Here is a 12,583-nt window from a genome sequence, read left to right as displayed (position 1 = left end):
GCTGATAGCGTTGTCATTAACTCGGTTTAATCAGATAATCTTTTTATATTTCAATGAAAAATAATAACAGATTAAAGAATGATTAATTTTTTTAAAAATGCGTTAAAAATTTTTCTGTATCTTGTACTTTTGCCATGCACTTTATTTGCGATTTGTTTCATTATCAATTTAAAAATCGTAGATGATCAGCAACATCAAAAAAGGTTAGATGATTCTGTTTTAGCGGATCGTGAACAATTTCCGAATTTACCTGATCCCATTTTTTATTTTAGTCGCCATCATGGTGGTGATTGGGGTGTGTGGGTAAGGGTTTATCTACTCAATGATAAAACCAAACAAGCATTTCTAAAGCAATGGAAGTATGGTGAAGCCAAGACCGTTGAGCATATTGAATGTATTCAATCGACGGTAAAGAAACGTTGGAAAACATGGCATTCTAATATTCATTATGTTGTTTCGGATCCGTGGTTTAAGTTGCCTAGACAAGAAAGAGTTCGAGATTCATTCATTGTTTTTGGTTTAGAAAAACAGATTAAAACCGTTGAACAGGCATGTCAGGAACCCATGTTTAAAAAGATTGAGAAAGCCAAACCTTACTATAATAATTATTGGGCAATCGCTGAAAAACAAAAGTTATTGTTGAGCGTAAATGGTTTTTATTAAAATCAGGAATGATTGAGTTTAGTTAAATCGTTAAAACATCCGACTTAGCACTACGAGCCAAGCAAGAATCGTGGATAATAGTGCGCTATTGCATTTATTAAAAGAGTAAGCCGTCCATGATCGAATACGACGACTATGAAGATGACCAACCAGTGACACGCATTAAGCAAAATGCTGCGAGTCAAAAACAATTGGGCAGTCAGATTTTAAAAGATGCAAAAGCTTATCTTGAAGGCATCTCGGCAGATGAACATACACTTTTAATTAAAACCTTATCGGGCTTGGCAGAGCAAGATGCTTACTTCCAAGTGCTTGTAGATCAGCTGGATCAACCGATTGGGGCAAAGTTTGCCAATGATGCTTTAAACCTCATGCATTTTTGGCCAACCATTCACCAGTTTGAAGATGTTGAGCAATTTAATTTACTCGATATGATCAATAGCGAATATTTCCAAACTGAAATGCTCAAAGCCTTTGATGCGCTAGAGATTGAAGAAAATATTAAAGCCAAGCGCCGTTTGGTGCTGCTTGAAAGCTTGAAAATGTACAAGCTTGGTTTTTACAGCGGTTGTATTCCCAATGTCTATGCACAGCTTGAAGGCATTTTGACGGATATTCTGATCAAAACAGGTTTTTTAAAGCAAAATAGCACCAAGTTTGTCGATGTTTATAAAATCGTACCGGGTTTAAAAGGCAATGAAATTAAAAGCCTGTGGCATAAGTCCAAAATCGCGATTGAACTGAATCCGTATTTTGCTGAACTTGCTGCCTATAAAATGGATTCAAGCTCGAATGTGACCATGACCCGTCACAACATGCTACATGGCACAGATGTAGACAATTTCAATCAAGCACGCAGCTTCATTCTGTTTATATGGTTGTTCTCTGCGGTCAGCTTTATGAGTACTTTGCGTGCCTAACGTGAAGCAATGTCTCATGATAAATTTGCATTCTATAAACAGCTGATGTGGATTGGCAACATGCGCCCTTTAGCTTTGAAAATTACGCCATGACGGAATTTGAATTAGCAGGGTAGAAGTGTGCTGACAGAATTGCAAAGAAATACTTTGCTGAAACCCTGCGAATAGATGGACTTGGACAGCCCGAATACAAAAGCCCGCATTATCTTTAGCATAGAGCTTTTCAATACGGATTTGACTCATCTCATGCTACATCCTGCAAACAATAGCAACAACATGTACAGGCTTTGTTGCAGTTTGCTTACTTCGCCCGATTCGCGTGATGCTTTGTGCTAAAAAATGGCTGATTGTTTATATGATATGCCTAAGGAGGGTACCTCATGACTCAGCAGAACCAAAACAATATGTCGAAGCAAAATCAAGATAAAGAACAACATGCACGCGAATTGAATGATCAGCTTGCTAAAGAGCAAAAGCAAAACGAGATAGATAAACAGCATAATCAGGAACATAAGAACGGGCAAAGTGCCCAGACCCATGCTAATCAGAAGTCTGATACCCAGCATAACGGTAAAGATGAAAATGCTGAGCAATCAACGCAAAAAGACAGTTCTCAAGAGAATCAGTCCGATAAAAAAACTGAAAGCTTTAAGATGGATGACTTAAAAGCCAAAGCGATAGCGATTGGGGAAGAGCTATTGCAAAAAGGTGAAAAGCTTCTGAATGAGCTGAAACATGGAAAATCTGACAACCAGCAAAATGATGAGCAAGGTTCGGATGATGCGAAAAAGACCAAAGCGGATCATACATCTCAAGATAAATCATCTAACAAGTCAGATAAACAGAATGCTAAAGATGGTCAGACCGATCAGCAGGCAGGTATGGCAAATTTAAAAGATGAAGCCATGCATAAGTTTGAAGATACCAGACAGAAAATCACAGACTTATTCAGTGAAGCCTCGGTTAAGTTCGCTGAACTGAAACAGATGGCAACTGATACGATGAACAAAATGAAGGATAATCAATCAAAGGAAGGTGATGCTGATCAGCAGCAAGATGCCAAAGATACAGATTCAGAAAGCAACTCTCAGTCTAAAAAGGATGAATCGAAACAAGATCAGGATAAAAATACCAAGGATCAACAGGACAAATCTGAAAACAATAAAAATCATAAATAGTCTGTGATCGTTAAGCCACTTTAATCACAGAAGGTTAAAGTGGCTTAACACGCTCGAGATAAATAAAAAAAATTTATTACATCAAAATAGTCCATCTCTCTTTTCTTTCATTATTTCTATTCACCAAGATTCCATAAAATATTTCACAAAACCGAGTAAAATGGTTGGAAATTGAAGATATCTGTTTCATCTTCTCCAATACAGTGCTTAACCTTCGCCTAAAACCCCGTTAAACTAAGCGATTCAGATGTCGATCTACATTTTTGGAGTAACCTATGTCTTGGCTTTCTTCGCTTAAATCGGTTTTTTCGCCTTCCAAGGAGGTGAACGAAGAAGCTGTGCAAAACGTACTGCAAAACTATATCTTGCCAAATTCCAGCAATGCCTTGAAAGATCGTATTACGCAGGTCAATGTACAGGGTGAGATTCTGCAAATCACTTTGAATACCTATCCAGAAGAAAAAGCGCAGCTGCAACAGATTCATGATGAACTGGCGGAAGCTTTGCAAAAATGTGGTATTCAAGAACTGAATATGCATGTGATTCAGCAGAAAACTGGACATAAGAAAGAAGGGGGTTGCGGGCATAACCATGCTGAAGGTGAAAACTGTTCAAGCGAGCCTAAAGCGGAAGCAAAACCCAATCTTCCCCCTGTGGTTGATGCGTCGGCACAGCCTGCAAAAACAGAAGAAGCTGATCCAAATAATCCACCTATTCAAAAAGCTGCGCCGCAACAGCGTGATGTTCCAAAACACCCAAGGATTCAAAATGTGATTCTGGTGTCATCTGGTAAAGGTGGCGTAGGTAAATCGACCACGACTGTAAATCTGGCTTTGGCTCTACAGAAATTAGGCCTGCGCGTAGGCGTACTAGATGCCGATATTTACGGCCCAAGTATTCCGACTATGCTCGGCAATGCCGGCAAAACGCCAATGATCGAAGCAGAGCAGTTTGTCCCTATCGAAGCCTATGGGATGGCGGTATTATCAATTGGCCATTTAACTGGAGATCACAATACTCCAGTCGCCTGGCGTGGTCCAAAAGCCACGGGTGCATTAATGCAGTTATTCAATCAGACCCTATGGCCAGACCTTGATGTGCTGATGATTGATATGCCACCTGGCACAGGTGATATCCAGTTAACTCTCGCGCAGCGTATTCCGGTGACGGGTGCAGTGATTGTGACGACACCACAAAACGTGGCCTTGCTGGATGCGACCAAAGGCATTGAATTGTTTAACCGCGTGCAGATTCCGATCATGGGCGTGATTGAAAACATGTCGACCCATATCTGCTCAAATTGTGGTTTTGAGGAACAGATTTTTGGTACAGGCGGTGGCGATAAACTGTCTGAGCAATATCAAGTCCCATTATTGGGTCATTTACCTTTGGATGCTAAAATTCGTGAAAATGCCGATGCTGGAACGCCGTCAGTGATCGCGGGAGATGCTGCTGCAGAAAGCTATATGCTGATTGCAGAGAAAATTGCAGCGCAGTTACCTAAAGCAGAGAAAGACCATAGTCGAATTTTTTAATTCTACAGACAATTCAGATATTTAAGCCTTAGCTAAAAGCTAGGGCTTCTTATTTCTTATTTTTAAAATTAGCTCGATTTAAATGATCGAAATTGACTGAAATGACTATCGGGTGTTTATCCTGAAAGCTTATATAAACATTTGAATTAATTAAAATAAATAAATTTAAATTTTAGATCATATGTTCTCTTACAATTATTTTTTTGCAGCACTGACCGAATTCTTCTATGCTACTCGGATTAGAGCGAGGTCAAACTATGATTTCATGGTTTTTTATTGGTTTAGTGGCAACCATTCTTTTAACACCAGGCCCAACCAATACCTTATTGGCATCTTCAGGCATTCAGGTCGGATTTAAAAAAACATTTCGTTTAATTCCTGCGGAAGCCTTTGGTTATCTGATTGCCATTAGCTTATGGGGCATTCTGATCGGAAAAATTTCCTTTCATCTTCCGCTTTTACCGACCATTCTCAAACTTTTTAGTGCTGGCTATATTCTATTTCTCGCTGTGAAATTATGGCGGACTGCAGAAATAAGCGAAAATCTTGAAAATGTCTCGATTCGCGCACGAGAATTATTTTTGGCAACCTTGCTTAATCCTAAAGCACTTTTATTTGCCTCAGCGATCTTTCCTGTCATTGTCTGGAAAAGCGGCCAACATTATGTGACTCATATGCTGGTTTTCTTGCTTCTGTTGATCCCGATTGCATTCTTCTGGACTTTTCTGGGTTCAATCCTGGCCAGAAAAAACAGTCGCTGGCTCAATCAGAAAAACCTGCAGAAAACGGCTTCGCTGGTATTAATGAGCTTTTCCATTCCTTTAAGCTATTCTGCACTTTTAAGTTTATAAGCTGATCTCGATCAGCAGTTTTTTGGTAACTTGAGCTCTAAGCCTTTCACTTATTTTCATTAGTGTCAATTTCAGTTAAAGTACGTCGCAATAACTTGTTTTTAAGATTTTTGGATTATATCAATGGCAATTAAGTCTGATCGTTGGATTCGCGAAATGAGCGAAAAACACGGCATGATTGAACCGTATGCAGAAAACCAGGTACGTTTGGATGAAAATGGTCAAAAGCTGATTTCGTATGGCGTATCCAGCTATGGTTATGACGTGCGTTGTGCACGTGAATTTAAAGTATTCACCAATGTGCATTCTGCAATTGTTGATCCAAAGAACTTTGATGAACGCAGCTTTATTGATATCGAGTCGGATGTTTGTATCATTCCGCCGAACTCGTTTGCTTTGGCGCGTACCATCGAATATTTCCGCATTCCACGTAATGTCTTGACCGTGTGCTTAGGTAAATCGACTTATGCGCGTTGTGGCATCATTGTTAACGTGACGCCGCTTGAGCCAGAGTGGGAAGGACACGTCACTTTAGAGTTTTCAAATACGACCAATCTTCCTGCGCGTATTTATGCAGGCGAGGGTGTGGCGCAGATGCTGTTTTTTGAATCTGATGAAGTCTGTGAAACCTCATATAAAGATCGTGGTGGTAAATATCAAGGTCAGACAGGCGTTACTTTGCCGAAGACCTAATTGTTTTAAAATATTGAATGACGGGACTTTATGTCCCGTTTATTTTTTTGAGATTTTCATTCATCGGAAACTGCTATTTTTCGCCTAATTGGCTTTGGCATCTGTATCAAAAATCAGCATAATGGATTCCGCATAACCATAAAAAAGATGCAATGCATTATAAAAAAGCAAAGATTGGCGGCTGGGAAGCTGAAGCATAAGGTGCGGAGCATCGAATAAAAAGGAAAGAGTGAGATGACTCAGATAAAAGATATATTTAAATTTCGCAAAAGTTATTTGGCGATGACAATCGGTTTCAGCCTGTTGCCTTCTGCACATGCGATGCAGGAATTATCAGATTCTTCTCTTTCTAACACCACAGGTGAAGGTGTTGCGCTTGTTCTTGACGACTTCAAAATGGTGTTTCAAGGTCCTAAAGATCTTTCTGCTGGTTCCAGTTATGCCAGAGGCATTGAAAATCCCGGACAAGCAGATACAGGATTTATTCGTATTATTCCAACAGGAGAGAACTATAATCAGTTAGGTGAGCGTGCCTATAATAAAGTATATGATCGGGTTTATGCTAGTAATTATTTAAATGGTATTAGTGCCAATGCTAACCTGTATGTAAATACCTATACATCTAAATATATTCAATATAAAACAGATAATTACACATCAGTTTATAATGGTTTTAATACTACGGCTTTTAAAACGAGTGTTCGTACTGGTCTTGTCGAGGAAAAGCGCAGCTCTGATCTGATGCAACGCTATTATAACCAGCGCTATGATGATTATTACGATGGGAAAATTAGTCTTGTTAATGATGGTACAACTGTTAGACCAAATACTTTAGAGGCTACTTTATTGAATCAAGAAAAATCTGCTGAATTCGCATTGGCAAATACCTATGAAATGATCGAATTACTGTGGGGCAATCGAATAGGGACTTCGCTTAATAATGAGTGGACTCAAGCAGTAGGTGCGCGGAACAATGTGATTGATCCAAGAGTACCCATTATTGTTGAGGAAAGGACTCAAGAAAAATTAGCAATTGAAGCTGATAAATATGCATTGATTCAGGCTAAAAATGCAGTCATAGCTATGGAGCAGGCGGTGAAGGTAAGCGCAACCATTGCTGCCAAGGAGGCGGCAATGAATTCTTCAGTCAGTACGCTCCGTACTAAAGCCGATGTCTTTATTTATGGTTTGGCATTATCAAAAAGTGATGGCTCTCTAAGCACAAGATACAGTAACCAAGGCTTTAGTTGGGGATCAGCCGAAAATCCCTGGTTGTTTCGTGCAGGAACTGAAAATGTTAAACAGTTCAAGGACGCTGCTAAAGATGTAGGCTATATTGCTTTAGAAGCTCCATTAAGCCCGATTGCAGGTGTGGAAAGTGATAATAATATCAAGTTGGGTTTTTGGAGTGATATTTTTGCGCGTGAGCTTAATTCTTCTAATGTGGTAGATCCTATAACAGGTGGGCCGACTTCGGGGCTTGATAAAGAATACCGTTTGAGAACCCAATTTGTTGCTAATGGTCTTAGTCTTAATGGCTCACAAGTTCGGTTATTCCAAACCTTAGAATCTGACAATAAGAATTACAGCCAAACATTAGGTATGGCGAGTATTGTTCGTCTAAATACTAATGATCAACCAGAAAATTTAAGCATCACGGACTCTAATCTAAATAGTAAAGGCATCCGTTTAAGTACTGCAGCAAAAACAGATGGGCTTGATGGTGATGGCCCAACCCCAGCCTTGAATGGAAGTATTGCTCCAGTCTTTCATGATTTTGATGGTTTATATCTCTATAGTCCAAATATTAACTTGGTGCTCGGTAATATGTACCAGCCTTTCGTGGTGGGTTCAGAAGGCAATAACATTATTTTAGAAGTGACACGTATTCCCAATATTCCTTCTATTTATAATCAAATCTATCAAAATTACGGTGGTGGACTCGGAACAACCGATTTAAAGGGTTCTACCTGTAATGACTATAGTTGTGGCACACCAATTAAAAATAATGTTTTAGATACTACTGCACTTTATCAAGGGCGTAATGCAACTCACAGTAGTATTGCCATAGGCACCACAGAACGGATTCCAGGAACAAATATGCTGCGAGCTAAGGATGGTGTTGATTCAACCGGCATTGTATTTAAAAGCATTGATGGCTCAAGTAAAAACTTTGGTTCGGCAGTCATTGATGGTGTGCTGATTCAACATTTAAAAATAAAAACCACAGGTCTATAAAGGAGTACGAACATGTCCAAATTATTGACTCTTTGTACACTGTTATGTACTGCGATGTTTAGCTATGCCGGATTAGAGGTTCTGGATCAGCAAGCATTAACTGATACCGTAGGACAGGGTGGAGCGGACCTGAACTGGACCTTATCCTTAAACCATATTTATGCTACCGATCTGTCTAAAGATACCATTTCCAAACTGGGAAGCGATGGCAATCCTTTAGACGTATTTTATGTGCTCGATCCGGACACTTGTGGGGAAAGTAGACAGTTTTGCCGATTAGCAATTGCACCGAATAATCATATGGATGCCAATGGAAATAAAAAGTGGTTAGTGTTTAAAGGTATTCAGGGCACAATTCAGATTGATAAGTTCTCAATTGATGGAACAACCATTATTAATCATCGTAATGAGCCACAAACGGCCATGGACATCAGATTCTATGATGACCAACCTTTGAAGATCCGTAACTTAGGTTTTAATACAGTTTCTATCGAAACGGGCACAGGTGCTGGTGCATTAGAAGGTTATGCCAATACAGGTGCTTATAGTGCCTATACCGGCCGTACCTATAATGCCGATGGAACTTATACAACCTCACCCCAAGATGTTCCTTCGTTTGATAAAGGTGCTGAGAAAGGATTTATGGGGTTGAATGTTCATGGCAATTTACATATGTCAGGCAATTTGAAAATATTTGGTTATAACTGTACAGGTGGGGCACAAAGTCGTTGTTAGTAACAACGTCAAGTACAGCATAAGGATATATAAATGAAAAAAACAACAATAAAGTTGAAATTGCTAACAGTATGCATGTGTCTTATCCAACAAGGTTATGCACTTGAAAGTATTGAAGAGCAGGAATTGAGTGAAGTCACTGGACAAGATGGTATGGTGATTACTCATGAAATTTCTAAAGCCAGTATTGCTCAAGTTAATTGGTATGATCCAAATCCAACGACTAATACAAAAATGGGTTTAGGTTTGCATGATGTTGAAATTAATGGAAAAGATAATAATCCAATCCTTAGTCAACTGGAAATAGATGTCGGTGCAACTTCGGAAGGGGCAGGACTGCGGCTTGCGGCAAGTGTTTCACCATTTCAAGCCACTGCAGATTTAAACTTGGTAAAAATTGCTTGTACGACCAATCCATGTAGTCAGTCTGCAAATAGTATTCGGACTGCGGGTACACAATCTAATCAAAGCTTAGGTGCATTAGGAATTAGTACCTCTACACCGCTTAGTGTGCTATTACAAACCAGTGCAGGTCTATTTAATAAAGATTCAATTGCCAGTATCGATTTTCAGCTTAAAAATGCCACGATTAGTCATAAATTAGGCGAAAATAGTCTGATTTTGAATGACTTTAACTTTAATTTTGCAGGATCGGGCTATCTGTATATTGACCCGAACGAAGGCATGGTTTTGACAACACGAGAGCAGTATGTAGATTTAAAGCGTGCTGTAGATCTGACTGATATCGCGGCTGGCCGGGTTAATCCGACCAATCCGGGGGTTAACATTGATTTACGGTATAATACGCCAAATAACGAACGCAAAAATATTATGCGTTTAGGGGCTTCGGGTGCAGTCACTAACGCAAGATTATCCATGAGTGCAGATCAAACCCAGATAGGTACTTTTGATGTTAGTAACAAGGTGAATGGTGTACTAGAACGTCAAGACAAAACTGCAACAGGTTACAGTGGCCTGGTCGGAGAAGGCGGGTTGAATCTGGGCTTGTCTGCAGATTTCACAGGTGCTAATAGTACTGGACGTCCAGCAACTATGGCACCGACAACACTTGAGATTGGTCATACTGGTAAGGGAAGCCATGCGGTGCAATTTTCCAATCTCAGACCATTGACTACACGTAATGCTGACGGTTCCTTACATGGGAAAAATGCTTATATCGATTTTGGGAATATATATATAAATACTATTACTGCAAAAAGTCTTGATTTTATCATTAATGAAAATATGCGAAAGACTTTAGGTGGGAGTGAGGTGCTTAAACAGACGCTCAGCACTTCAGCGGCTGGGGATGACTTTGCACTTATTGCTATACGAGGCATGGACTTTCAGGCCATTGCTGCGAAGGCACGGTTTATTTCAGATAATTCGCTCAACGAGCTGGGTGGGGATGGGGGCTCATGGGGGATTGGTATTCCTATCTATAATTTAAATGCCAATGTTGCATTATCTGGGACGACCTATGGGCTAGACAATAAACAGGCCATTGCCTATAACATCATGGCATCGACTGAAGGTTACGGAATTGACAAAAAAACCGGTTTGCCAAGCACTACCTCAATAATATTGATTGATGGCAAGAATGGCGATCATGGTGAGGCAGTTAATTATTATGCCGGCTTTAGGAATATCGATGCTCTGATCAAGTCGGAAGGTATTATTGGCTATGAAGATGAAGGTATTTATATTCGTGCTGATAAACTACTGATTGGAGCCAAAGCTGAGCTTGCGATTGGTCAGTTACCAGGGTCTAAATATAACTGTACCAGTGCATCGGTCACTAAATGCGGGGCCTATGTGCCTCACGATAATTTTTCCAAACGTGACGATGTTTTAACCAATATCGCTTTTAAACTTGATGGAAATGGTGAACTGGTGATTATTCCTGGGGTAGATCCAACCGCCAGTTCTCCAGATACCAACTTCTTGTCACTTGAGGCAAACTTTAAATTTAGGCCACTCACATCAGAAGAAAATACAGATAAAGATAATTTAGGTAGCTATTTCAGTATTGCCAATGAAGATATTGATTCAACCGGGGTATTAAAAACTTCTTCGATTAACTTTAACCGGATGGAAGGTCATTTGGGCGTTAAAGGAAAAGTTCGTGTCAGTGCCGATACAGTGACTTTGGATAATCAAGTCAAACTCAATTACGAAAATAATATTGCGACACCATTTAAAACCAATTTTGCCATGGCGACCAATGGCAATATGCAAAATATGGCAAGTATTGCACTGACTGGTGGAACCATTCGTAGCACGATGGGAATCACACCACGTTAATAAGAATATAAGGACGTTAAAATGAAAAAAATATTTTTGAATAGTCTGGCTTTGGCAATGTGTGTGATTACACAGCAAAGTTTTGCAATGACAGCTTTAGATGATGACGCTTTATCTGCAGTTGATGCACAAGCATTATTAAATCTAGAAAATGCTTATGATTCATCTCAAGGGATTAACTTTCATAAGCTGAGCGTTGAGGCTTTGATGGAGTTGAACGTTAATATTAAAACTTTACAGCTCGGTTGTGGTGGAAGTAACGGTGGAACAGGCTGTGATATTGATATTTCCAACTTAGCATTAAGTGGATTGAATCCCAGCTTTGATGCTGAAGGGAATCCTGTCTTTTCCGGTGATCGGGCTAATACTAGTGCCAGTATAAATAATCCTTTTATTGAATTTGCGATTAAAAATGGCGGAAGTGCCTCTACCCGAGAAGTAGTGGGTTTTCGCTTAGGTGCAGATAAAATTGTCGGGCTTTTGACCATGGGAACTGATAACGTTGAGAATCCGAATGATGGTCTCAAAAGTTTTAGTGGCTATATGAAAATGGCGCAGACTACGGGCGAGTCTGTAACAAAGGCCGGAACTTTCGGTAATGCAAGTGATCAAAAAATTCAAGGGAATTTAAAGGCCTTGGGGCAAACACGTGAATTTATTAGTAAGCCTGGTGCTGAGGGCCATACTGGAATTACTGTGCCTTCCATGCGGGTGGACTTTACCATGCCTGAGACTATTGTAACCGGACAACGACTAAAGTCGGCAACTGTGACGAATATTCGTTCCAGTATTACCTCGATTCCTTTGGCAGCGCCTATATCTGGCGCAACTTTGCCAAACGATGTAATTGGTACACCAAATTTCTCAAATGATAAACTATACGTGGAGTTTGACCCATTAATTGACTTTCTTAATTTGGGAACTCATTCTTTCTTTCAAATGGGGGCCGGTTCAAGTCTGGATAATCTGAATATGGACATTACCTTTGTCCAGGCTTTGAACATGATTCATAATATTCCTTTAAATGGTACAGGCGGCTATTTATCTTTACAAAGTCAAAATGTACATTGGCAAGGAGCAGATGCAGCTGATATTGCCAAACCAGGTTGGTGGATGTCTTTTAAAGATCCGATCCAACTAGGGGTATTAAAAACCACAGATGAAGTGGATATTTCATTTGTATTACCTCAAGTTGCCACAGCTATTTCAGAATTCCTGTTACGTCCTGAAAATTTGATTAATGTAAATGTAGGTGAAGCTGTAGGTTCGCTTGCAAATGTGCCAGTCGTACGTAAATTAAATATTGATGTCGGTCAATTTACTAACTACAATGGTGGAACTCCCGCAACCTTAACCTTAATGGATAAGTTGCTACAAAACCAGAATGTGACTTCAAACTGCTTTGGTGGGCATAAGTTCTGCTAGTTTATAGCCATAAAAAATCCCGCATTACGCGGGATTTTTTA

Annotated in this window: 10 protein-coding genes; all 10 read left to right on the top strand. The window is 39.8% G+C overall.

Features of this window, described 5'->3' with window-relative positions; translation table 11 throughout:
- The first annotated feature begins 78 nt into the window (after positions 1-78).
- Positions 79-663 carry a hypothetical protein gene (locus tag ACNPNW_RS14965; RefSeq protein ID WP_253174367.1) on the top strand — a complete coding sequence of 195 codons (585 nt, stop codon included), beginning with the start codon at positions 79-81 and terminating at the stop codon, positions 661-663.
- Positions 664-779: 116 nt separating this feature from the next.
- Complete coding sequence (locus tag ACNPNW_RS14960; protein ID WP_253174368.1) at positions 780-1,583, top strand: hypothetical protein; 804 nt, start codon at positions 780-782, stop codon at positions 1,581-1,583.
- Between the two features lie 380 nt (positions 1,584-1,963).
- Positions 1,964-2,761, top strand: a complete 798-nt coding sequence (locus ACNPNW_RS14955) for a putative sodium/potassium/calcium exchanger (RefSeq protein WP_420937335.1) — start codon at positions 1,964-1,966, stop codon at positions 2,759-2,761.
- 275 nt (positions 2,762-3,036) lie between these two features.
- Complete coding sequence (apbC, locus tag ACNPNW_RS14950) at positions 3,037-4,296, top strand: iron-sulfur cluster carrier protein ApbC (protein ID WP_420937334.1); 1,260 nt, start codon at positions 3,037-3,039, stop codon at positions 4,294-4,296.
- Between the two features lie 257 nt (positions 4,297-4,553).
- On the top strand, positions 4,554-5,147 hold the full coding sequence (locus tag ACNPNW_RS14945) for a LysE family translocator (protein WP_374952503.1): 594 nt from the start codon (positions 4,554-4,556) through the stop codon (positions 5,145-5,147).
- A 123-nt stretch (positions 5,148-5,270) separates the two neighbouring features.
- Positions 5,271-5,840 carry a dCTP deaminase gene (dcd, locus tag ACNPNW_RS14940; RefSeq protein WP_004280726.1) on the top strand — a complete coding sequence of 190 codons (570 nt, stop codon included), beginning with the start codon at positions 5,271-5,273 and terminating at the stop codon, positions 5,838-5,840.
- A 234-nt stretch (positions 5,841-6,074) separates the two neighbouring features.
- On the top strand, positions 6,075-8,078 hold the full coding sequence (locus ACNPNW_RS14935) for a hypothetical protein (protein WP_448767104.1): 2,004 nt from the start codon (positions 6,075-6,077) through the stop codon (positions 8,076-8,078).
- A 12-nt stretch (positions 8,079-8,090) separates the two neighbouring features.
- Positions 8,091-8,813 carry a hypothetical protein gene (locus tag ACNPNW_RS14930; RefSeq protein WP_448767103.1) on the top strand — a complete coding sequence of 241 codons (723 nt, stop codon included), beginning with the start codon at positions 8,091-8,093 and terminating at the stop codon, positions 8,811-8,813.
- A 33-nt stretch (positions 8,814-8,846) separates the two neighbouring features.
- Entirely contained in the window at positions 8,847-11,117 is a 2,271-nt protein-coding gene (locus ACNPNW_RS14925; protein WP_448767102.1) for a DUF6160 family protein, read from the top strand.
- 21 nt (positions 11,118-11,138) lie between these two features.
- The gene (locus ACNPNW_RS14920) at positions 11,139-12,542 is read left to right on the top strand and encodes a hypothetical protein (RefSeq protein ID WP_004645847.1); all 1,404 of its coding nucleotides are present in this window, start codon (positions 11,139-11,141) and stop codon (positions 12,540-12,542) included.
- Positions 12,543-12,583: the final 41 nt, after the last annotated feature.

Source organism: Acinetobacter endophylla (assembly GCF_053543775.1).
Note: the sequence above shows the minus strand (reverse complement) of the source record. Positions and strands in the feature narration are given on the sequence as shown.

Bases quoted from the DNA above. Each gene is read 5' to 3' on its own strand.
- ACNPNW_RS14965 (WP_253174367.1), top strand. From the start codon at position 79: ATGATTAATTTTTTTAAAAATGCGTTAAAAATTTTTCTGTATCTTGTA.
- ACNPNW_RS14960 (WP_253174368.1), top strand. From the start codon at position 780: ATGATCGAATACGACGACTATGAAGATGACCAACCAGTGACACGCATT.
- ACNPNW_RS14955 (WP_420937335.1), top strand. From the start codon at position 1,964: ATGACTCAGCAGAACCAAAACAATATGTCGAAGCAAAATCAAGATAAA.
- apbC (WP_420937334.1), top strand. From the start codon at position 3,037: ATGTCTTGGCTTTCTTCGCTTAAATCGGTTTTTTCGCCTTCCAAGGAG.
- ACNPNW_RS14945 (WP_374952503.1), top strand. From the start codon at position 4,554: ATGATTTCATGGTTTTTTATTGGTTTAGTGGCAACCATTCTTTTAACA.
- dcd (WP_004280726.1), top strand. From the start codon at position 5,271: ATGGCAATTAAGTCTGATCGTTGGATTCGCGAAATGAGCGAAAAACAC.
- ACNPNW_RS14935 (WP_448767104.1), top strand. From the start codon at position 6,075: ATGACTCAGATAAAAGATATATTTAAATTTCGCAAAAGTTATTTGGCG.
- ACNPNW_RS14930 (WP_448767103.1), top strand. From the start codon at position 8,091: ATGTCCAAATTATTGACTCTTTGTACACTGTTATGTACTGCGATGTTT.
- ACNPNW_RS14925 (WP_448767102.1), top strand. From the start codon at position 8,847: ATGAAAAAAACAACAATAAAGTTGAAATTGCTAACAGTATGCATGTGT.
- ACNPNW_RS14920 (WP_004645847.1), top strand. From the start codon at position 11,139: ATGAAAAAAATATTTTTGAATAGTCTGGCTTTGGCAATGTGTGTGATT.